Here is a 20480-nt window from a genome sequence, read left to right on the forward strand (position 1 = left end):
CTTCCTCAAGGAAATGAAAAAGCCTGGCCCCGACACCGGAACCAGGCCCTGGCGCACCATTGCGCCAGACGATCAATTACTATCGAGCAACACCCGCAACATCCAGGCGGTTTTCTCATGCACCTGCATGCGCTGGGTCAGCAGGTCGGCCGTGGGCTCGTCGCTGACCTTGTCGACCACCGGGAAGATGCTGCGCGCAGTACGCACCACCGCCTCCTGGCCCTGGACCAACTGGCGGATCATCTCGTCCGCCGGCGGCACGCCCTCTTCTTCCTTGATCGAGGAATGGCGCGCATAGAAGGCATACGAACCCGGGGCCGGGAAGCCCAGGGCGCGGATCCGCTCGGCGATCGAATCGACCGCCAGGGCCAGCTCGTTGTACTGCTCCTCAAACATCAAGTGCAGGGTACGGAATGACGGGCCGGTGACGTTCCAATGGAAGTTGTGGGTTTTCAGATACAGCACGTAGGTATCCGACAAGAGACGGGAAAGCCCGTCGACGATGGACTTGCGGTCTTCTTCGCTGATACCGATATCGATTGCCATGGATCTCTCCTTTTCACAAGGCTTGGTCATCAAGCGGGCATCACAAACTGTATCAGACCTACCCGTTCCTGCCTGTGACCCAGGGCAATCCATCCCTCGCGGTTTGAGAACCCCCGGCCTTTGCTGTTAAATAGGCACCGTGCCACCCGTGCGGACTGTCATTGCCGGGTGCATAGGCTGCCAACCGTGTGATCGCGCCTTACACCTGCGCACCACCCTGGCAGCTCTTCCTGTGATCGGCCTTATCAATGTGAGCCAACCCAAATGTTCAAGATCGTCCATCTGGTGACGGGCGTGGCAGCTTTGCTGCTATCGCTCATACCCAGCCTCAAAACCGAAGCTACGCCTTTCCTCCAGCAACCCGAAGCCGTCTACCTGGCCTTGCTCGGCCTGCTCAACCTGCTCCTGGCCCCCGCCCTGCCGCACTACTACAAAGGCCTGCGCCAGCAACTGCAATACCTGGCCTGCGCCCTGCTGGTGCTGGCCGTGGTCCTGCAGACCGTGACCCTGCTGGCCCGCCCGGAGCTGGGCGACCTCCCTGCCCTGCTCTGCGCCGTCGTCGCCGTCGCCCTGCACCTGGGCGCAGGTTTCGCCCGCAGCATCGGCAAGCCCCGCGCCAGCCAGGGCGTCACCCAGGATGGCGGCAAGCGCGATACCGGCACGGTCAAGTGGTTCAACACTTCCAAAGGTTTCGGCTTCATTTCCCGCGACTCGGGTGACGATATCTTCGTGCACTTTCGCGCCATCCGTGGCGAAGGGCATCGCGTGCTGGTCGAAGGCCAGCGCGTGGAGTTCTCGGTGATGCACCGTGACAAAGGCCTGCAGGCCGAAGACGTGGTCGCGGTCTCCCGCCGCTGACCCTGGGCGGTCGTGGCGTAGCGGCTTGCCCGCCACGCCATTGGCCGCACTTCAATAATGAGGCGGTGGCGCCTCCTCCCCCTCGCTGCCGTACTGCCCCACCATTTCCTCGTAGCGCTTGATCAACTCGGCCATCTGCAACTGCAGGCGCTCGATCACGCGGGCCTGCTCGACCACCACGTCATTGAGCGCCTGGATGGTGTCATCCTGAAACGCCTGACGGCTTTCAAGCTCGACGACTCTCGACTCCAGCGACATGGCGTCAGGCCTCCTTGAAGTCTTCATTCAGTACCGCGCGCAAGCGTTGACGGATCGCCTCGACCTGCTCCGGCGTGTAGTCGACCGCAGGATGGCGCCCCCACACCGGCGCCGGCCAGGCGGCATCGTCACGGCGGCGCACGATGACATGCATGTGCAGCTGGCTGACCACATTGCCCAGGGTGGCCACATTCATCTTGTCGGCCGCGAAGCACCCCTTGAGGGTTTCAGCCAAGTAGGTGGTTTCCTTCCACAACTGTTGCTGGTCGGCCTCGCTCAGCTGGAACAACTCGCTGACCTCGGCACGCCGCGGCACCAGGATGAACCAGGGGTAGTTGGCATCCTTGCTCAGCAGCAGCTGGCACAACGGCAAATTTCCCAGCACCAGGGAATCCTGTTGCAGACGCGAATCCAGGACAAACACGGCAAACCTCCTCAAGACGAAACAGCCCAGCGGGCACTGCGGGCCAATGACGCAAGGATACCCTGCTTCAGCATCCAGGCAGGAGCACTGTTGTGCTCGTTGCGGTAACACTGCGCTACTTTTCGCACCAAAAGGAGGCCCGCCCGCGCGATACACCCCACTGCTTTCTACTCGGATTAACAAGTGGCGGTAACACATTGACTTCAATGGCAGGTTTTATCGCGGGCGCTTCATGCCACTCCTGGCACACCATCAGACATGCCTCGCCCCGTGTTTGCGGAGGTTTTCTCGCCTCGCCCGCGGCGGATGTGAAAATTTCATGAAGAGCTCGTGATTTTGAGCACGCTTGTTGCATTCCTTGTCACTCAAGTCGGCACGATGCCTGCAATCGACAGGTACGCGACAAATAACAACAGCGGCATGGATTTCCAGGGAGTTTCGCTCGCTTACTTATGTTTGTTACACATTTGTTACGAGAGTGATAACGGCGCTGGCGTTGTACGACCCTGAAAAGGGCGTGATTTGCGACACGGATCTAACTAAAAGCGACATTGTAAAAAAGTTATCAAAAGGTTGTTTTTTCTTTGTCGCCAAGCACAGTCAGCGTGATATACATTTTCGCCGACATAAAAAGAAAGAGCTGCCCCTATAACTAAAAAACCTGGGCGCAGCGGTACTCTTCCTAAAACCAAAGGAGCAAATCACGATGCGCGTGATGAAGTGGAGCATGATCGCCCTGGCCGTCGCGGCAGGGACCTCGCAGCTGGCCCTGGCCTCTTCGCAGGATGAATCCAAGGGTTTCATCGAAGACAGCACGGCTGGCGTAAAGCTGCGCAACCTGTACTTCAGCCGTGACTTCCGCAACAACGATCGCGACCCCGATACCGGTGAGCGCCAGAGCCGTGTGGAAGAATGGGGCCAAGGCTTCATTGGCACCTTCGAGTCTGGCTTCACCCAAGGTACCGTGGGTGTAGGTGTCGATGCCATCGGCCTGCTGGGCATCAAGCTCGACAGCGGCCGCGGCCGCGCTGGCACGGGCCTCTTCCCCGTAGGCGCAGACGGTCGTGCGGAAGATGACTACTCCGAAGCCCATGGCGCCGTCAAAGTGCGCATCTCCGACACTGTTCTGAAATATGGCGGCCAGTTCACCGCCATGCCGGTCTTCGCAACCGACGACAGCCGCCTGCTGCCAGAAGTCGCAGAAGGTTTCTTGCTGACCAGCAATGAAATCGAAGGCCTTGAGCTGAATGCCGGCCATTTCACCCGCCTCAACGCCCAAGCCCAAAGCTACAAAGACAGCATCAACGGCCGCGACGGCGACACTGGCATCAAGAACCCAGGCCTGACCGAAGCCAACATCGTCGGCGGCACCTATGCCTTCACCGACAATCTGAGCACCAGCCTCTACTACTCCAAGGTCGAAGACTACTGGCGCAAGTACTACGCCAACGTCAACTGGGCGCTGCCAATCTCCGACAAGCAAGGCTTGGTGTTCGACTTCAACATCTATGACACCAAGAGCGATGGCGACCGTGCTCGCGCCTTCGATGGCGACAAACTCGACAACCGTGCCTTCAGCCTGTCGGGCGCTTACAACATTGGCGCGCACACCTTCACCCTGGCCTACCAGAAAGTCACCGGTGACGGCGACTACGCTTATGGCGTCGATGGCGGCGGTAGTATCTTCCTGGCCAACTCCGTGGCCCGTTCCGACTTCAACGCCGAAGACGAGAAGTCCTGGCAGGCTCGCTACGACCTGAACTTCGCCGAATACGGCATCCCAGGCCTGACCTTCATGACCCGCTACGTGCGCGGTACCGACGCCAACGTCGCCGGCACCAGCAACGGCAAGGAATGGGAACGCGACATCGACATCAAGTACGTACTGCAGGAAGGCCCGGCCAAAGACCTGAGCTTCCGCGTGCGCCAGGCCACCTACCGCTCCTCCGATGGCGTCTACTACGGTTCCCCATCGCTGGACGAACTGCGCCTGATCGTCGAGTACCCGCTGAGCATCCTGTAAGCCCCTGGCTTGCATTTGCCCCGCACTGGAAAAGCCCGGCGATCCCGCCGGGCTTTTTCTTGGCTGACAAGCGCCCCGCCCTGGGGCATCCTGTACGCCTTCGCTTCGCCCCCGTACAATGCGGGGTCATTTCAACGTCTTAGGCAATCGACACGGCTCACCATGCGCACCAGTCAATATTTGCTCGCCACCCAGAAAGAAACCCCTGCCGACGCAGTGGTCATCAGCCATCAGCTCATGCTGCGCGCCGGCATGATCCGCAAGCTGGCCTCCGGCCTGTACACCTGGCTGCCGATGGGCCTGCGGGTGATGCGCAAGGTCGAAGCGGTGGTCCGTGAGGAAATGAACGCTGCCGGCGCCCTGGAAGTGCTGATGCCGAGCATCCAGCCCGCCGAGCTGTGGCAGGAATCCGGCCGCTGGGAACAGTACGGCCCGGAGCTGCTGCGCCTGAAGGACCGCCACGACCGCGAGTTCTGCGTTGGCCCGACCCACGAGGAGGTCATCACCGACCTCGCGCGCAACGAGCTGTCCAGCTATAAACAGCTGCCGCTGAACATGTACCAGATCCAGACCAAGTTCCGTGACGAGATCCGTCCGCGCTTCGGCCTGATGCGCGGCCGCGAATTCATCATGAAGGACGCCTATTCCTTCCATGCCGACCAGGCTTCCCTGCAGGAAACCTACGACCGCATGCACCAGGCGTACACCAATATCTTCACCCGCCTGGGCCTGGACTTCCGTCCGGTGCAGGCCGACACCGGCTCCATCGGGGGCAGCTACTCCCATGAATTCCACGTCCTGGCCGAGTCCGGCGAAGACGACGTGATCTTCAGCGACAGCTCCGACTACGCCGCCAACATCGAGAAGGCCGAAGCCATCCCGCGTGAAACCGTGCGCCCTGCCCCCACCGAGGAGCTGCGCCTGGTCGACACGCCCGATGCCAAGACCATCGCGCAACTGGTCGAAAACTACGGCCTGCCGATCGAGAAGACCGTCAAGACCCTCATCGTGCGTGGCGCCGAAGAAGGCAAACTGGTCGCCCTGGTGGTGCGTGGCGACCATGAGCTGAACGAGATCAAGGCTGCCAAGCTCGAGCAGGTCGCCGACCCGCTGGTCATGGCCACCGACGCCGACCTGCGCGCCGCCATTGGCGCCGGTGCCGGCTCCCTGGGCCCGATGAACCTGCCGCTGGAATGCATCATCGACCGCTCCGTGGCCCTGATGAGCGACTTCTGCATCGGCGCCAACATCGACGACAAGCACTATTTCAGCGTCAACTGGGAACGCGACCTGCCGGTCCCACAGGTCGCCGACCTGCGCAACGTGGTCGAAGGCGACCCGAGCCCGGACGGCCAAGGTACGCTGGTGATCAAGCGTGGCATCGAGGTTGGCCATATCTTCCAGCTCGGCACCAAGTACAGCGAGGCGCTCAAGTGCCAGGTACTGGGCGAGAACGGCAAGCCGGTGACCCTGGCCATGGGTTGCTACGGCATCGGCGTGTCCCGCGTGGTCGCCGCCGCCATCGAGCAGAGCTATGACGACAAAGGCATCATCTGGAACGACGCCCTGGCTCCCTTCCAGATCGCCCTGGTACCGCTGCGCTACGAGACCGACGCCGTGCGCGAGGCCACCGACAAGCTGTACGCCGAACTGACCGCCGCCGGCTACGAAGTACTGCTGGACGACCGCGACAAGAAGACCAGCCCTGGCATCAAGTTCGCCGACATGGAGCTGATCGGCATTCCGCACCGCATCGTGGTCAGCGACCGCGGCCTGGCCGAAGGCAACCTGGAATACAAGCACCGCACCGAGCAGGAGGCCCAGACCTTGCCGCTCAACGAGGTACTGACCTTCCTGCAAGCCCGCATTCGCCGCTGATACGAGTAGCCATGTCCAAGCGAAGTACCTTTGCCCTGGGGGGCGCCGCACTGTGCGGCGCCCTGCTCGTCAGCGGCTGCGCCAACCAGATGTCCCAGCGCAGCGAGCATGAGGAGCGCGCCGAGCGCAAGCTGCTCGAACATACCCTGCAGATCGACGTCGGCGAGCCCAAGGTCATGGAGCTTCCACAACGACGCGTGCGGATCCATGAACAGAAGCGCTTCGAAGTCACCGAGTTCGAAGTCACTCGCCGGTATGACCGCTACACGCCCTACCAACCCTGGCGGGAGATCTACGAGATCCCCCTGGGTGCGGTGGCGGTGGTCGCTGGCATCGGCGCCAACGTGGTCAATGTGTTCGCCCTGGGCAACCTGCCGCAAAGCGTTACCCGTGACTGGCTCGGCTACGGCCTGGCCGGGCTCAACCCGTTCATGAACGTGCAGTCCAACGGCCGCGCGCAGCAGAACCTGGCGGGTATCAGCGAGGTGCAGAAGGACAAGCGCGAGGAATACACCAGCCTGCCCTGGAACGAACGGCTGGTCGAGGTCAAGGCCGGCAAGCTGACCCACGAGCTCACTACCGACCACAACGGTGTGTTGCGCCTGAACCTGCTGGACAGCCCGTTCTCCGAACAGAACCTCAACCACGTCGGCACCCTGCACCTGCACGTGGCCGACGAGGACAACGGGGCTCGGGCCGATGCCAGCCTGCTGGTCAGCAGCGCCCTGCGGGGCAAGCTGCAGGAAGCCCACGAGCTGATCTTCGACGACCTCGAGGATGACGAGGTGGGACAATGGGTCCACCGGGTCAAGCGCTTGTCTGAACTGGGCTTGGAAGAGGAAGCCAGCGAACTGGAGCAGAGCCTGATCGAGCTGACCCGCAACGATCCGGAGCTGCAACAGGAATTCCTGCATGCCTTGACCAAGGATGCCGGGCGACTGGTGGCTGATCCAGGCGTTCAGTAGCTGAGATCGATGGGGCCGCTTTGCGGCCCTTTCGCGACGCAAGGTCGCTCCTATTACCTCTTACGCGCTTGCCGTTCTATTGCGGTGGAAAAAGCTCCAACTGCTCATGGGCCCCGCGCAAATCCCGCAAACGTACTCCCACCCCCAGTAGCCGCACCGGCTTGCCGCCCCTGGCAAAGGCCTGGCTCAGCAACTGCCGATAGCTCTCCAGGTCTCGCCCTGCGCCCGCCTGCTCCAACGTGGTCTGGCTGAAGTCATGGAACTTGACCTTGACGAACGGCTTGTCGGGCCGATAGCTGCTGTCCATCCGCGCGATACGCTCGCTCAAGCTGCGCAGCAGTTCAGGCAGTTTGTCCAGGCAGCTTGCCAGGTCCGGCAAGTCGGTGTCGTAGGTGTTTTCCACGCTGACCGACTGGCGCCGGCTGTCATTGTGCACACTGCGCTCATCGATACCCCGCGCCAGGCCCCACAGCCGCTCGCCAAAACTGCCGAACTCACGCACCAGCGCCAGCCGTGACCAGTCGCGCAGCTCCAGGCAGGTATCGATACCCAGGCGCGCCAGTTTGTCGGCCGTGACCTTGCCCACTCCATGCAGCCTGGCGACGGGCAACGCGGCCACGAAGGCCTCGACTTCAGGTGGAGTGATGACGAACAGGCCATTGGGCTTGCGCCAGTCGCTGGCGATCTTGGCCAGGAACTTGTTCGGCGCCACACCGGCAGACACCGTGATGTGCAAGGTCTTGGCGACCCGCCTGCGTATATCCTCGGCAATGCGCGTGGCACTGCCGGCGTACCACTGGCTGTCACTGACATCCAGGTAGGCCTCGTCCAGCGACAGCGGCTCGATCAGGTCGGTGTAGTCGCGAAAGATCGCATGGATCTCCCGGGAGGCTTCGCGGTAGGCCTCGAAACGCGGCTTGACGATCAACAGGTCCGGGCACAACTTCAAGGCATGCCGTGACGACATGGCCGAGCGCACCCCATAGGCACGCGCCTCATAATTGCAGGTAGCGATGACCCCGCGCTGCTCCGGCGCCCCACCCACCGCCATGGGGCGACCGGCCAGCCGTGGGTCGTCGCGCATCTCGATCGCGGCATAGAAACAATCGCAGTCGATATGGATGATCTTGCGCAGGGACATGGATGACCGTCAGCACTGTAAATTCATACAGATACTACTCCATGGGACGAAACGGCGTCAGCAGCCTTCCAGTAAAACCGCCAAATTCCTTGCAAGCCCCGCCATGACTGAGCTGCAGCCACGCCATCGACGCTAAGGGATTGAACAAAAAAGGATTTTTCAAAATAAGCCTTGACATGGGGCGGGATTTCCGTAGAATTCGATCTCACAGGCGCGGGATGGAGCAGCCTGGTAGCTCGTCGGGCTCATAACCCGAAGGTCGTCGGTTCAAATCCGGCTCCCGCAACCAGATTCAGAAAAAGGCCACTGTCTACACAGTGGCCTTTTTTCTTGCCCTGAAAAAATCGACGGAAAATCAAAGGGTAATGCTTGACAGCCACTCAGAAATCCGTAGAATGCGCCCCACTGACGCGGGATGGAGCAGCCTGGTAGCTCGTCGGGCTCATAACCCGAAGGTCGTCGGTTCAAATCCGGCTCCCGCAACCATATTCGTCAGAACAAACCCCGCACTGTGAAAGCAGTGCGGGGTTTGTTGTTTCCACCCCCGAAAAACACGTCCCCCTGTAGGACCGCCGCACCGCCGCTCCTACAGGAGGGCATGGCAGCGTGCCGCAAAGCCACACCTTCGGATGAACTATCTTTAACCCTGCCAGTGCGCTGAAAGCGTGCCGGCCAGGAGTAATATCTGGATACGTTTTCCGAAGAGACTTTCACTTGGCCGCACCTCTGCCCAACCTCGCGCAGCCTGCCCGGGGTTACCTATGAATGCGCATGACGCCCAGAACCCGGTGCCTCTTGCCGGCACACTGCCCAACGCCGCCCGCCGCCTACCTTGGCTGGAACGGCTGAGCCGATACCGCCAGCCCCTTGGCCTGGCCTTGACCCTGCTGCTGTTCAGCCTGGCCCTGGTCGCCTGTCGCCACTTGCTGAGCGAACTGGACATCCATGCCCTGCATGACGCCATGCTCAGCGTGCCGGGCCCATCCCTGGCTGGGGCACTGCTGGCCACCGCGCTGGGTTTCACGGCCCTGCTCGGCTATGAGTGGTCGGCCAGCCGCTACGCCGCGGTGCCCCTCCCCGCGCGCACCCTCGCCCTGGGAGGGTTCAGTGCCTTCGCCATTGGCAATGCCGTCGGCCTGTCGATCCTCTCTGGCGGCTCGGTGCGTTATCGCCTGTATGCACGCCACGGCCTGGGCGCGGCGGAAATCGCTCGCATGACCGTATTCGCCAGCTTGTCGCTGGGCTGTGCCCTGCCTCCCCTGGCGGCACTGGCAACGCTCGGTGACCTGCCGGCCGCCGCCACCGCGCTACGCCTACCCGCCCCCGTGCTGGCCGGTATCGCCGTGGCGGTGCTGGCGATGACCGCTGTACTGGTGGCCAGCCTCTATCGTCGGCGCCTGCCCGAACAACCCCTGGCCGATAACGTGCTGGTGCGGTTCGGGCGACGGACCTTGCGCCTGCCAGGCCTACGCCTGGCAGCCTTGCAATTGCTGGTCACGGGCCTGGATGTCATCGCCGCAGCCACGGTACTTTACCTACTGCTGCCCGACGCCCCGCCGTTCGGCGCCTTTGTCCTGGTCTACCTGCTGGCCCTGGCAGCAGGCGTGCTCAGCCACGTACCGGGCGGCGTCGGGGTGTTCGAGGCCGTGCTGCTTGCAGCGTTCGCCGAGCAACTGGGCGCCGCACCGCTGGCCGCCGCCTTGCTACTGTACCGCCTCATCTATGTGGTGCTGCCCCTGCTGGTGGCCTGCGTATTGCTGCTGGCCAGCGAAGCGCGCCGCCTGCTGTTCGCCCGCCAGGCGATCAATGCCGCGGCCGGGCTGGCCGCGCCGGTGCTGGCGATCCTGGTGTTCCTCTCAGGCGTGGTGCTGCTGTTTTCCGGCGCCACGCCCGAGATCGACACACGCCTGGAACACATGGGCTTTCTTATCCCCCATCGCCTGATCGACGCCTCGCACTTCGGCGCCAGCCTGGTCGGCGTGCTCTGTCTGCTCCTGGCCCAGGGCCTGAGACGACGGCTGTCAGCGGCCTGGCTGCTGACCACCGTGCTGTTGCTGGTGGGCGCCGTGTTGTCGCTGCTCAAAGGCTTCGACTGGGAGGAAGCCTGCATACTGAGTGTCACCGCAGCACTGCTGGCCCTGTTCCGCCGTTCCTTCTACCGGCCCAGCCGACTGCTGGAGCTGCCTCTCTCACCGGTCTACTTGGTGGCCAGCGTCTGCGTGCTCGGTGCCTCATTGTGGTTGCTGTTGTTCGCCTACCAAGATGTGCCCTACAGCCACGAACTGTGGTGGCAGTTCACCCTGGATGCCGACGCGCCCCGCGGCCTGCGCGCCGCTATGGGCAGTGCCGTACTGTTGGTGATCGTCGCCCTCACCTGGCTGCTGCGTACCGCGCGGCCGGTCATCCACCTGCCCACCGAAGAAGAACTGCAACGGGCCAAGCGCATTCTGCTGGACTCCGACCAACCCGATGGCGGCCTGGCCCTGACCGGCGACAAGGCGCTGCTTTTCCACCCCAACGATGAAGCCTTTCTCATGTACGCCCGCCGAGGCCGTAGCCTGGTCGCCCTGTACGACCCGATCGGCCCCGCCGAGGCGCGGGCCGAGATGATCTGGCAGTTCCGCGACCTGTGCGACCTGCACCATGCCCGCCCGGTGTTCTACCAGGTGCGTGCGCAGAACCTGCCGTACTACATGGACATCGGCCTGACTGCGCTCAAGCTCGGCGAGGAAGCCCAGGTCGACCTGCAGCGCTTCGATCTGCAGGCCCAAGGCAAGGAAATGAAAGACCTGCGCTACACCTGGAACCGAGGCGGGCGCGATGGCCTGGCCCTGGAGATCCATGAACCCGGCCAGGCACCGCTGGCGGCACTCAAGGAGATTTCTGACGCCTGGCTCGGCGGCAAGAACGTACGCGAGAAAGGTTTTTCCCTGGGCCGCTTCAGCCAAGACTACCTGCGCCATTTTCGCATCGCCCTGATCCGCTTCCAGGGGCGCCCGGTGGCCTTCGCCAACCTCCTTGAAACCCATGGCAACGAGCTGGCCAGCCTGGACCTGATGCGTGCCCACCCCGAGGCGCCCAAGCTGACCATGGAATTCTTGATGATCGGCCTGATCCAGCACTACAAAAGCCAGGGCTACGCCCACTTCAGCCTGGGCATGGTACCGCTTTCCGGCCTGCAGCCAAGGCGTGGCGCGCCCCTGACCCAACGCCTGGGCTCGATGGTGTTCCAGCGCGGCGAGCAGCTCTACAACTTCCAGGGGCTGCGACGCTTCAAGGACAAGTTCCAACCGGACTGGGAACCCCGCTACATGGCCGTGCCGGCCGGGCTCGACCCGCTGGTGGCGCTGGCCGATACCGCCGCCCTGATCGCAGGCGGCCTGACTGGTTTGGTGAAACGTTGATGACCCGACGCTATTGGTTGTACGTATGCAGCGCATTTTTCCTGGCCTTGCTGGCAGGCGCCGCGACCTTCTGGCTATGGACCCGCCCCGCTCCCGAGGCCCACTTGGAACACCTGACCCTGGCCGACGGCAGCCCCCTGCTGCGTGCCACACCCGGCGTGCATGCCCGCAGCCATGTCGCCATCGCCGTCCCTGCAGGGCAGGCGTTGAGCGACAGGCAGCTGCTTGACCTGAGCCAGGCGGGCGAGGCACAACTGGTGCAGGTCGTCTTGCCGCCAAGCGATTGCACCCGGCAGCAACAGGTACTGGACGAAGCCATGAAGGCCTTGTCCGCACCTTCGAACCTGGTCGCCGGTATCGGCCCTGGTGCCGCCCAGGCCTGGCGTTGGCTCGCTGCCCAAGACGATGACAAGGCCCGCGCCATCTCGGTAGGTTTCACCCTGGAGCAACCCGGCTGCCAGCCCTTGCCCCAAGCGGCCGCCCACGGGCACTGGAACGTGGCCTGGAACGACAACCCCGACGATGCCAGCGCAGCCTTCGTGCGCAACCAGGCCAACGCCGAAACCAGCATCAGCGACTATGACATCCACCTGCCGCAGGTACTCAAGGCGCAACTGACCCAGGCCCTGGTGGGCAACAATGGCAATGCCCTGAGCATTCCGGTGGTCGAGGTCCCGGCCGGGCAGACCACCGACACGGTAACCCTGTTCCTCTCCGGCGATGGCGGTTGGCGTGACCTGGACCGCGACGTGGCCGGGGAAATGGCCAAGCTCGGCTACCCGGTGGTCGGTATCGATACCCTGCGCTACTACTGGCAGCACAAGAGCCCGGAACAGAGCGCCGCGGACCTTTCGGAACTGATGCAGCACTACCGCCAGAAGTGGGGGACCAAACGCTTCGTGCTCACCGGCTATTCCTTCGGTGCCGATGTCCTCCCGGCGATCTACAACCGCTTGCCGGACGAAGACAAGCGACGGGTCGATGCGGTGATCCTGCTGGCGTTCGCCCGTAGTGGCAGTTTCGAGATCGAGGTCGAGGGCTGGCTGGGCAAGGAAGGCCAGGAAGCGCCAACCGGGCCGGAGATGGCCAGGCTGCCGGCTTCCAAGGTGGTGTGTGTGTATGGCGTCGAGGAAGCCGACGAGAGTGGTTGCACGGACAAGACCGCTGTCGGCGAACATTTGAAACTTCCAGGCGGCCACCACTTCGACGAGAACTACCCGGCCCTGGCCAAGCGCCTCATCGGCGAGATCGAGACCCGCCAGGGCAAGGCCAGCGTGGCGGAGCAGAACTGAAACGCAGGAATGGCCTTGCGGGGGGCTGCTTGGCAGCCCTTTCGCGGCGCAAGGCCGCTCCTACACGACCGCGTCGAGCGCTCTATCGAGGTAGGCTTTGTGCCGCGATTGGGCCGCACAGCGGCCCCCGATAATCGGCCGCGCAAGGCTACTGCTCAAGACAACGGTTCAGATCTCCACCTGCGTCCCCAGCTCGATCACCCGATTCAACGGCAGGTTGAAGAATCGCAGGTTGCCGTTGGCATTCTTGAGCAGGAAGGCGAACAGGTTGCCACGCCAACGCGCCATGCCTTCGAGCCGTGAAGCGATCACCGTCTCGCGGCTGAGGAAGTAGGTGGTGCGCATCGGGCTGAAATCCAGTGCGTCCAGATGGCACAAACGCAATGCCGCCGGCACGTCAGGCTCATCCATGAAGCCGAAGTGCAGCAGCACCCGGAAGAACCCGTCGCCATAGGCCTCCACCTCGAAGCGTTCATGCTCCGGCACCCGCGGGCGGTCTTCACTGACCACTGTCAGCAGCACGACCTGGCTGTGCAGCACCTGGTTGTGCAACAGGTTGTGCAATAGTGCATGGGGCACGGCATCCGAGCGTGCGGTCAGAAATACCGCGGTGCCCTCCACTCGGTGCGGCGGCTGCGCGCGGATGCTGCTGATGAACAGCGGCAGCGGCAGCGCCGCGTCATCGATGCGCTCCACGAGGATCTGCTTGCCACGCTTCCAGGTGCTCATCAGCACGAACAGCACGATCGCCGCCAGAACCGGGAACGCGCCACCCTGCACGACTTTGGGCAGGTTGGCCGCGAAGAACAGCCCGTCAACCAGCAAGAAGCCCAGCAGCACCGGCACCGCCAGCACGGGTGGCCACTTCCATAGCAGCAACATCACCACCGACACCAGCACCGTGGTCATCAGCATGGTACCGGTCACTGCCACGCCATAGGCTGCGGCCAATGCGCTGGAAGACTCGAAACCGATTACCAGCAACACCACGCCGACCATCAAGGCCCAGTTCACCGCACCGATGTAGATCTGCCCCTGCTCGTCGCTGGAGGTGTGCTGGATCTGCATGCGCGGCACATAGCCCAGCTGGATGGCCTGTCGGGTCAAGGAGAAAGCGCCGGAAATCACTGCCTGGGACGCGATCACCGTGGCCAGCGTGGCCAGGCCCACCAAAGGCAACAAGGCCCAGCTTGGCGCCAGCAGGTAGAATGGGTTGCGTGCCGCAGCCGGGTCCTGCAGCAGCATGGCGCCCTGGCCGAAGTAGTTGAGTACCAGCGCTGGCAGCACCAGGGCGAACCAGGCCCGGGCAATGGGCTTGCGGCCGAAGTGGCCCATGTCCGCATACAGCGCCTCGGCCCCGGTCAGCGCCAATACCACCGCCCCCAGGATCGCCACCCCCACGCCTGGGTGGACGATGAAGAAACGCACCGCCCACGCCGGGTTGAGTGCCTTGAGCACCTCGGGGCTCTGCAGGATGCCATGCACGCCCAACGCCGCCAGCACCAGGAACCAGGCGACCATGACCGGCCCGAACAGGATTCCGATCTTCGCCGTGCCATGCTTTTGCACCAGGAACAAGGCCACCAGGATCACCACGGCAATGGGCACGACCCAGTGGTCGATGCCGTCGAAGGCCAGCCCCATGCCTTCCACTGCGGACAATACCGACACCGCCGGGGTGATCATGCTGTCGCCATAGAACAACGAGGCACCGATCAACCCGCAGCCGACCATGACCATGCGCAGCCTCGGATAAGGCGCCACGGCGCGCCGGGCCAGAGCGGTCAGTGCCATGGTGCCGCCCTCGCCCTGGTTGTCGGCACGCAGGATGAAGATCACGTACTTGACCGACACCACCCACACCAACGACCAGAAGATCAGCGCCAGGATCCCCAGCACGCCATCATGGTTGACCGTGACGCCATAGCCGCCGGTGAACACTTCCTTGAGGGTATACAACGGGCTGGTGCCGATGTCGCCATACACCACCCCTACCGCTGCCACCAGCAGGCTCAGCGGCCGGGCCGCTCCCTGCCCACTTGCGGCGTGACTGCTTGCCTGAACCATCGACCACTCCCGCAGACGGCCTTGCAGGCCGATAGAATTCACACCCGCGCCAAGGCGTCACGCCTGCCACGTCACAATGGCGCGAAGCATAGCTCAGCGTTCGTCGCTTTTCTGCTGGTCAAGCGTCCTTGCGCTCGCTAGAATTGCGCACTTTTTGATCAGAGGCGCCAAAAGCGTCCGTCAGGATCGCCCCCTTCAATTCCGGCCGGGCGAGCCGTATTCAATACCGAGGTTAGTCATGTCCACCACTCCCGCCACGCCGAAGGTCGGCTTTGTTTCCCTGGGCTGCCCCTGTGATACTCAAGCTAAACCCTGATTTCAACCCCTCCCCTCGCTGTGCCTCAACCGTTAAACTCCTGTCCTATGTCACAGTGCCACTGTGTTGAGGTGCCTCATTTTTGAGGAATGCACCGGTTCTGATAAAAATATACAATCACCCATCTGTCTCTTTTAAGGTACATTTTGTATGTACGAAGTGGAACACGTACTGTCTTCCAATGGGGTGGACATCTACCAAGCTTGGCTCGATACCGTGCGAGACAAGCGCTCAAAAGCCAAGATCACCACCCGGGTGGACCGTGCCTCACTAGGCCACTTTGGGGACGTAGAACCGGTGGGTGATGGCGTCTTCGAAATGAAGATCAATTTTGGGCCTGGCTTCCGCGTCTACTACGCGATCCAGGATCGTAAGATCATTTTCCTGCTGGGCGGCGGCTCGAAAGACAAGCAGCAAAAGGATATCGATCAGGCCAAGGCCCTCTGGAAATCTCACAAGGTGAACTGAAATGACAGCTCGTACTCGTTCTCATGAAGACAGCGTGCTCGGTATGCTGCGGGATGACGAGGACTTTGCCATCGAGTATCTCGCTACCGCGCTTGAGGAAATTGATGAGCCTGGTGGAGAAGATACCTTCCTCCTCGCAATTCGCCGCATCGCTGAGGCAAGAGGTGGAATGAGTAACCTCTCACAGAGCACAGGCCTAGCACGCCCCAGCCTGTACCGCTCGATCGCGGCAGGAGGTGACCCGAAACTCTCCACCGTTCTGAAGGTGCTTCAAGCTCTGGGCATCGGTATGTCGAAGGTCGTATCACACAGAGCAGAAGAAGCTTGCGACTGACCCTTTCAGCCGACGATGACATGCCCCAGCCTATCCGGGGCATTTCTTTTTGCACTCCTCCTCCACACGTGCTGGCTGACGCCTGCAATGCTGTGCAAAGCGCGATCCTCAATGAAAAAGCGAAAAGCCGCGTGATTCCTGGCCTCCAGCGCTAGACCCAGATCTGGGCTATGACGACCTGGTGCGCATCACCAGGAGTGGTGCGGATTTTGAAAATCGCCCCTTTCGCCGGTTTTCCACTTTTTCACCCAGGCGGGCCGGGGGGTTGCGGAAATCCCCCGCTACCCTGCCCTCTGTCATGCCGTGCAAGCACATGACACTTCTTTGCAAATCCTTGCACATCGTGCAATGCCCTCACAGCTGCTAGGACCCGCAGCGGGCCTGGGCTGGGGGCCCAATTGCACCACACCAGGCGTTTGCACTTTTTTGCGACGAAAAGCCCGTCGGCGGGAGGGGGATAAGTGATTTTGGTCCACGGATTTTTTTCCAACCCGAGATTTTCATAGATTTGACGAGCGGTGGTTGGGAAAGCCTCCGGCCGCCCTCATGTCCCCCTTCCAAGTCATTGGCTTGGTTGGGTATTTCCACTGGGGGCAGGTATGGATCAAGACGAGATTTACAAGGCAACACGGGAGCGGGCCACTATCGAGCTGAAGGAGTGGGCCGAGCAGAGGTTTCAACGGATGGCAGAAGCGCCAGGCTCAGGCTGGGATCCCGAGGAACAGGAATGGTTGGGGGATCATGAAGAGATCGACATGGAGAAGAAACTCCTGGCGAAATTCCGCGGCAAGTACCCCAAGGACATTATCGTAGCGATTGCTGGCGAGTTGAACTTTGACGGTGATTGGACCCGTAGGTAGTTCCTAGGGCAAAGAAAAACCGCCGGATTCGGCGGTTTTTCTTTGCCCTAGGGCTACATCGTAATGGGCTTGAGTTGCACGCCCAAGGCCTTGGTGGTTGTGCCGGCGGCGGTGAATGCCCCAGCGTTGTTGGGTGCCGGGCTGGGCCCATGGACGTGCACGGCCAACTGGGTGTTCATCTGTTCCACCACGTCCAGCAGATCACACAGCACTTGCAGCACATTGACCCCTTCCGACCCCAACCAGGTCTTGGGCGCCTGCAGGCGCTGACTGACTTTGGCCACGCTCCGGCGTAAGCCTTGGACCTGCTCCTGCATGTCACCGCCTACCGTGGCGTTGTGCTTCTGCCCCACCACCAGGTTCAGGTCGCGACCAGTGGCCTGGTGCAGGTCATCGACCGAGGCCAGGCTGGCAGAGCCGCCTGACAGCAGCTTGAGTGCCCCCAGGGCCTCGATCTTCTTGACCCCGCCCACCGACTCGGTGGAATGGTCATCTACCTCCCTGGTATGGCTCTGGTACCGCTCGGTGTTGGTCATCGACTCCACTTCCCGCTCGATCGCCTTGTCCAGGATCTTGCCATCCGTCTGGCGCAGCCAGTTGCCGTCCGCGTCGACGCGCTGCTGGCAGGCCTCGCTGTGCTGCCAGACCTGGTCGCCTTTCGGTACCCGGGGCAGGCTCAGGCCATGCGGCAGGATCTGCGTGATGAAGGGCTTGTGCGGCAGGCCATAGGCGAACGAAACCACCACAGTGGTGCCCTCCTCGGGGAAGCCGAACATACCGGCCTCCTGACCGCCCATAGGGGCTGGCAAAGGCAGGCTGTTGAGGATCGGGAGGGCGGGGTCGGGTTCACCGTCAGGCAGCAGGATCTGCACGTCCACGCCGAAGCGTGGGCGGAAGTCATCGCACAGGCCTTGCGCCTGGGGCGCGTCCGGTACCGCGACGACACGCCCAAAGCGCGGCAAGTGGTAGCCGCCGGTGATTTCAGGGAATTGGCGCTCTACTGCGCGGCGGATTGCGTCTTCCATCGGATGGCCATCTGGTTATCGGCGAGCGCGACGTGGGTCACCCGCTCGCCCTGGTTGATCGATGCACCTGGTCGTAGCCCGGGCAGGGCCGCGATCATGGCGCTCTGGTTGCCCTGGTAGCCATCGAACAGCTCGATCGGCAACTGCAGGGCCGGGCGCACGCCGAAATAGCTGTCGGCCCAGCTGCCCACGAACACCTCGCCATCGCCCTGTTGTTGCCAGATGAAGTCTGGGATGGTGAACACCTGGGCCAGGCTTTCCATGGCCTGGTAACCGGTGGCCAGGCTGTAGAAGTACGGCGCCCGGGTTGTGGCGTAGGTCCGGTCGGGCACGCGGAAGCGCAGGCCTGTCTGACGGCTCACCTCCTCGAGCACAGCGCGCAGATCCACATGGCGCAGATTCATTGGCAGCGGCTTGGCTAGGATCGCGGCGAGCTCGCGGCAGAACAGCACCTGGTGCTTCGTGTTTGCGGCGGTGCTGCGCTCCACGTAGCCGATGAAATGGCGCTGCAGCGGCTTGTCGTTGTAGCCGATGTCGAATGTCACCAGCCCCTTGAGCGGCGCGCTGGCCTGCACGGTGAATGTAGCCCGCCCCGGGTTGCGCAGCTCAAGGCGCACGTCGGCCTTCACCAGGTCCAGGACCTGGCCACCGACGGAAATCACCTGGTGCAGCTTCACGACGCGCTCCCCAGCCAGTCATCCACTTTCTTCAAGGTGGCTTCGAAGCCTGTCAGCTCCTGACCCTTGCCCGCTTCACCGCCGGTACCGGCGGTACCGCCCACGCCCGAGCCGGTCCCGGACTGGGACTGGACCGCGTTCGGGGCTCGGCGCTTCTCGACCTTCTCGGGGTTCGACTTCTTCTCGGCCAGGCTGAACTGCACCCGCCAGCAGTTGAGGATGTCGTCTTCCCGGGCGCTAACACCGTCCGAAAACTGCACTTGGCGCATGCCGAAGGCGGCAGCCGTGTCGTTCACGATGCGGTACATCTTGAGCTGGCCACCGCCCTCGGTGGCCTCGGCCAGGCGCATCAGATTGCGTAGCCATTGGTGGTCGACGTAAGGGATGGTCAGCGTCACGGTGAGGGTCTTGGGCTTAAAGCCCTTGTGCGCTGTCTCGGTGTTGCTGGTCTGCCCTGAAAGGTCGTCGGCCTCGATGCGCAGGTTCGCGGTGATCTTGAGCGTCTTGCCCCGGACTTGCTCGCCGTCTAGGAGTAACTGAGTCATAGGCCTACCAACTCCTGTACGAAGCTCAGGCCTTTCTGGGAGCCGACCAGGAGCACGCCGGCACAGATCACCCATTCATGCCCTGGGTTATCCCCTTCCAGCAGAGCCCGGCGCAGGTCGCTCACGGTGCCTGGGCCGACCAGACGTGCGCGAATGCTGGTGTCCTCGGCACTGTCCTCGAGGAGCTTGCGCAGGTCGGCCAGCATCTGGTCACGGTCGCGCTGCTGGGTAGCTTTGCGTGTGGCCAATGCGGCCAGGTCTGCCATGGGCGAGCTGTCAGCGGCATAGCCCTCCAGGACGGCCACCTGGCCGGCCATGGATTGCTGGGAGGCTTTGACGACCGTGCAGCGCTCCAAGGGCAGCGGCTGCCACCGTGGCAGCGGTCCAGCTTGGGGTATGTCCCACTTTTCGGTTTCCAGCTTCGCTAGGTGGCCTGCTCGACGCTCAGTACGGACCAACTCAGGCACCGGCATCAGCCCATTGAAGCGGGCCAGGCTCGCCGCGAGGCGGTCATAGCGAGTGGCCAGGAACAGTACACAGAGCGCGTAACGCTCGCCCTGGGGGCGCCCGGCGTCGGTGGCATCGGTCAATTTGCGGGCTAGCTCCTGGAGCAGGTTCGGCGCTGACAGGAAACGCTGGTACCCGCGCCCCTGACCAATCCCGCTCTGGAACGGTGTCACCACCAGGCACGCCGGCGGATCGTTCAATTGCTCGGCCAGGGCTTTCCGTCCAGCCTCGATCGCGCCTTGGGCAGCGGCGCCGACAGGTCCAGGGCTCGTGCTCGCGATGCCCTGCAGGCCAGCTACCCGTGCGCCGGTGCTGATCAACTCGCTGCCCGCCAGTTGCTTGGCCGAATCGAGCTGGCCCATCCATTGCGTGGCCTGTGATGGCCAACGCATTTTCACGTTCGACCAGGTCATACTCGCATGCCCTGATCAATGTTCCACTTCAGGGATTCGGCCTGCAGCCACTCCGGCATCACCGGCCGCCCGGCGGCAGTAGGGAACTGGGCAAGTTCTGGCCAGTCACGGAGTGCACGGCGATAAAACTGCAGTTCCTGGTACTGCTCTTCTGTCAGCGTGGTAGCACCTTGTTCAATCTCGTCACGATGTCGAGAAACGAGCGCGTCAGTTGCTGTAAGTTGAGCATCACGCCAAGCACGCTCAATGATGATGATGACTTCAGGAGCAAGCGGTGGCGCATCTTTGGTAATAGGCTTACCATCGTAGTCAGCACTAAGTACACGCCCCAGCTCTTGCTCAGCCAGTAACTTGATATGTTGTTCAGCTGAAATATAGACGCCATCCTCCGGCCATCCCTCGGCGCTCTGTGCGTAGACGCTCCGTAACACTACGGGATAAAAAGACAAGCGGCTTGGAGAAAATACATAAGCACTCAT

19 protein-coding genes and 2 tRNA genes are annotated in these 20480 nt (G+C 62.4%); 11 read left to right on the forward strand and 10 right to left on the reverse strand.

Going from position 1 to position 20480, the window contains the following annotated elements; genetic code table 11:
- Positions 1-72: 72 nt before the first annotated feature.
- Complete coding sequence (locus tag K8374_RS17620; protein WP_224456568.1) at positions 73-546, reverse strand: Dps family protein; 474 nt, start codon at positions 544-546, stop codon at positions 73-75.
- Positions 547-810: 264 nt separating this feature from the next.
- Between K8374_RS17620 and K8374_RS26335 the strand changes: the two genes are divergently transcribed.
- Complete coding sequence (locus tag K8374_RS26335; RefSeq protein WP_318010853.1) at positions 811-1404, forward strand: cold shock domain-containing protein; 594 nt, start codon at positions 811-813, stop codon at positions 1402-1404.
- Between the two features lie 51 nt (positions 1405-1455).
- Here the strand turns inward: K8374_RS26335 and K8374_RS17630 are convergent, their stop codons facing one another.
- Together K8374_RS17630 and K8374_RS17635 are read right to left on the reverse strand one after the other, a co-directional pair.
- Entirely contained in the window at positions 1456-1662 is a 207-nt protein-coding gene (locus K8374_RS17630) for a SlyX family protein (protein WP_084854475.1), read from the reverse strand.
- A gap of 4 nt (positions 1663-1666) precedes the next feature.
- Positions 1667-2086 (reverse strand): HIT family protein, encoded by a 420-nt coding sequence (locus tag K8374_RS17635; protein ID WP_224456569.1) that lies wholly within the window; start codon positions 2084-2086, stop codon positions 1667-1669.
- A gap of 706 nt (positions 2087-2792) precedes the next feature.
- Here K8374_RS17635 and K8374_RS17640 point away from each other — a divergent pair.
- From K8374_RS17640 to K8374_RS17650, 3 genes are all read left to right on the forward strand, one after another.
- Entirely contained in the window at positions 2793-4109 is a 1317-nt protein-coding gene (locus tag K8374_RS17640) for an OprD family porin (protein ID WP_224456570.1), read from the forward strand.
- A 162-nt stretch (positions 4110-4271) separates the two neighbouring features.
- The gene (locus K8374_RS17645) at positions 4272-5987 is read left to right on the forward strand and encodes a proline--tRNA ligase (RefSeq protein ID WP_224456571.1); all 1716 of its coding nucleotides are present in this window, start codon (positions 4272-4274) and stop codon (positions 5985-5987) included.
- Between the two features lie 11 nt (positions 5988-5998).
- On the forward strand, positions 5999-6952 hold the full coding sequence (locus K8374_RS17650) for a hypothetical protein (protein ID WP_224456572.1): 954 nt from the start codon (positions 5999-6001) through the stop codon (positions 6950-6952).
- A 76-nt stretch (positions 6953-7028) separates the two neighbouring features.
- Here the strand turns inward: K8374_RS17650 and dinB are convergent, their stop codons facing one another.
- Positions 7029-8087 carry a DNA polymerase IV gene (gene dinB, locus K8374_RS17655; protein WP_224459353.1) on the reverse strand — a complete coding sequence of 353 codons (1059 nt, stop codon included), beginning with the start codon at positions 8085-8087 and terminating at the stop codon, positions 7029-7031.
- 218 nt (positions 8088-8305) lie between these two features.
- On the opposite strand from dinB, the gene K8374_RS17660 reads away from it, so the two are divergent.
- The 4 genes from K8374_RS17660 to K8374_RS17675 all read left to right on the forward strand — a co-directional run bounded on the left by K8374_RS17660 (position 8306) and on the right by K8374_RS17675 (position 12789).
- Positions 8306-8382 (forward strand) — tRNA-Met (locus K8374_RS17660).
- 120 nt (positions 8383-8502) lie between these two features.
- Positions 8503-8579 (forward strand) — tRNA-Met (locus tag K8374_RS17665).
- 275 nt (positions 8580-8854) lie between these two features.
- Positions 8855-11497 (forward strand): bifunctional lysylphosphatidylglycerol flippase/synthetase MprF, encoded by a 2643-nt coding sequence (gene mprF / locus K8374_RS17670; protein ID WP_224456573.1) that lies wholly within the window; start codon positions 8855-8857, stop codon positions 11495-11497.
- On the forward strand, positions 11497-12789 hold the full coding sequence (locus K8374_RS17675) for a virulence factor family protein (protein ID WP_224456574.1): 1293 nt from the start codon (positions 11497-11499) through the stop codon (positions 12787-12789). Before mprF ends, K8374_RS17675 begins: the two co-directional genes overlap by 1 nt.
- Before the next feature lie 168 nt (positions 12790-12957).
- On the opposite strand, the gene K8374_RS17680 is transcribed toward K8374_RS17675, so the two are convergent.
- On the reverse strand, positions 12958-14856 hold the full coding sequence (locus K8374_RS17680) for a potassium transporter Kup (RefSeq protein WP_224456575.1): 1899 nt from the start codon (positions 14854-14856) through the stop codon (positions 12958-12960).
- A gap of 466 nt (positions 14857-15322) precedes the next feature.
- On the opposite strand from K8374_RS17680, the gene K8374_RS17685 reads away from it, so the two are divergent.
- The 3 genes from K8374_RS17685 to K8374_RS17695 all read left to right on the forward strand — a co-directional run bounded on the left by K8374_RS17685 (position 15323) and on the right by K8374_RS17695 (position 16834).
- On the forward strand, positions 15323-15640 hold the full coding sequence (locus K8374_RS17685; protein WP_224456576.1) for a type II toxin-antitoxin system RelE/ParE family toxin: 318 nt from the start codon (positions 15323-15325) through the stop codon (positions 15638-15640).
- Between the two features lies 1 nt (position 15641).
- Positions 15642-15974, forward strand: a complete 333-nt coding sequence (locus tag K8374_RS17690; RefSeq protein WP_224456577.1) for an addiction module antidote protein — start codon at positions 15642-15644, stop codon at positions 15972-15974.
- Positions 15975-16573: 599 nt separating this feature from the next.
- Complete coding sequence (locus tag K8374_RS17695) at positions 16574-16834, forward strand: hypothetical protein (protein ID WP_224456578.1); 261 nt, start codon at positions 16574-16576, stop codon at positions 16832-16834.
- Between the two features lie 53 nt (positions 16835-16887).
- Here K8374_RS17695 and K8374_RS17700 read toward each other — a convergent pair whose 3' ends face one another.
- From K8374_RS17700 to K8374_RS17720, 5 genes are read right to left on the reverse strand one after another with little or no spacing between them, the layout of a single operon-like run.
- Positions 16888-17859, reverse strand: a complete 972-nt coding sequence (locus tag K8374_RS17700) for a phage baseplate assembly protein V (protein ID WP_224456579.1) — start codon at positions 17857-17859, stop codon at positions 16888-16890.
- Positions 17832-18536, reverse strand: coding sequence for a hypothetical protein (locus K8374_RS17705; RefSeq protein WP_224456580.1), 705 nt, complete (start codon positions 18534-18536; stop codon positions 17832-17834). Before K8374_RS17705 ends, K8374_RS17700 begins: the two co-directional genes overlap by 28 nt.
- Positions 18533-19081: a DNA-binding protein gene (locus tag K8374_RS17710; RefSeq protein ID WP_224456581.1), complete on the reverse strand. Its 549-nt coding sequence runs from the start codon at positions 19079-19081 to the stop codon at positions 18533-18535. Before K8374_RS17710 ends, K8374_RS17705 begins: the two co-directional genes overlap by 4 nt.
- Positions 19078-20001, reverse strand: a complete 924-nt coding sequence (locus K8374_RS17715) for a hypothetical protein (protein WP_224456582.1) — start codon at positions 19999-20001, stop codon at positions 19078-19080. Before K8374_RS17715 ends, K8374_RS17710 begins: the two co-directional genes overlap by 4 nt.
- On the reverse strand, positions 19998-20480 hold the full coding sequence (locus K8374_RS17720; protein ID WP_224456583.1) for a phage tail assembly chaperone: 483 nt from the start codon (positions 20478-20480) through the stop codon (positions 19998-20000). The genes K8374_RS17715 and K8374_RS17720 overlap by 4 nt, the downstream gene beginning before the upstream one ends.

It is taken from the genome of Pseudomonas sp. p1(2021b), assembly GCF_020151015.1.
Taxonomy (GTDB): domain Bacteria; phylum Pseudomonadota; class Gammaproteobacteria; order Pseudomonadales; family Pseudomonadaceae; genus Aquipseudomonas; species Aquipseudomonas putida_K.

Excerpts from the sequence above, each read along its gene's own strand:
- K8374_RS17620 (WP_224456568.1), bottom strand. The coding sequence starts at position 546 with ATGGCAATCGATATCGGTATCAGCGAAGAAGACCGCAAGTCCATCGTC.
- K8374_RS26335 (WP_318010853.1), top strand. The coding sequence starts at position 811 with ATGTTCAAGATCGTCCATCTGGTGACGGGCGTGGCAGCTTTGCTGCTA.
- K8374_RS17630 (WP_084854475.1), bottom strand. The coding sequence starts at position 1,662 with ATGTCGCTGGAGTCGAGAGTCGTCGAGCTTGAAAGCCGTCAGGCGTTT.
- K8374_RS17640 (WP_224456570.1), top strand. The coding sequence starts at position 2,793 with ATGCGCGTGATGAAGTGGAGCATGATCGCCCTGGCCGTCGCGGCAGGG.
- K8374_RS17645 (WP_224456571.1), top strand. The coding sequence starts at position 4,272 with ATGCGCACCAGTCAATATTTGCTCGCCACCCAGAAAGAAACCCCTGCC.
- K8374_RS17650 (WP_224456572.1), top strand. The coding sequence starts at position 5,999 with ATGTCCAAGCGAAGTACCTTTGCCCTGGGGGGCGCCGCACTGTGCGGC.
- mprF (WP_224456573.1), top strand. The coding sequence starts at position 8,855 with ATGAATGCGCATGACGCCCAGAACCCGGTGCCTCTTGCCGGCACACTG.
- K8374_RS17675 (WP_224456574.1), top strand. The coding sequence starts at position 11,497 with ATGACCCGACGCTATTGGTTGTACGTATGCAGCGCATTTTTCCTGGCC.
- K8374_RS17680 (WP_224456575.1), bottom strand. The coding sequence starts at position 14,856 with ATGGTTCAGGCAAGCAGTCACGCCGCAAGTGGGCAGGGAGCGGCCCGG.
- K8374_RS17685 (WP_224456576.1), top strand. The coding sequence starts at position 15,323 with ATGTACGAAGTGGAACACGTACTGTCTTCCAATGGGGTGGACATCTAC.
- K8374_RS17690 (WP_224456577.1), top strand. The coding sequence starts at position 15,642 with ATGACAGCTCGTACTCGTTCTCATGAAGACAGCGTGCTCGGTATGCTG.
- K8374_RS17695 (WP_224456578.1), top strand. The coding sequence starts at position 16,574 with ATGGATCAAGACGAGATTTACAAGGCAACACGGGAGCGGGCCACTATC.
- K8374_RS17700 (WP_224456579.1), bottom strand. The coding sequence starts at position 17,859 with ATGGAAGACGCAATCCGCCGCGCAGTAGAGCGCCAATTCCCTGAAATC.
- K8374_RS17710 (WP_224456581.1), bottom strand. The coding sequence starts at position 19,081 with ATGACTCAGTTACTCCTAGACGGCGAGCAAGTCCGGGGCAAGACGCTC.
- K8374_RS17715 (WP_224456582.1), bottom strand. The coding sequence starts at position 20,001 with ATGACCTGGTCGAACGTGAAAATGCGTTGGCCATCACAGGCCACGCAA.
- K8374_RS17720 (WP_224456583.1), bottom strand. The coding sequence starts at position 20,480 with ATGAGTGCTTATGTATTTTCTCCAAGCCGCTTGTCTTTTTATCCCGTA.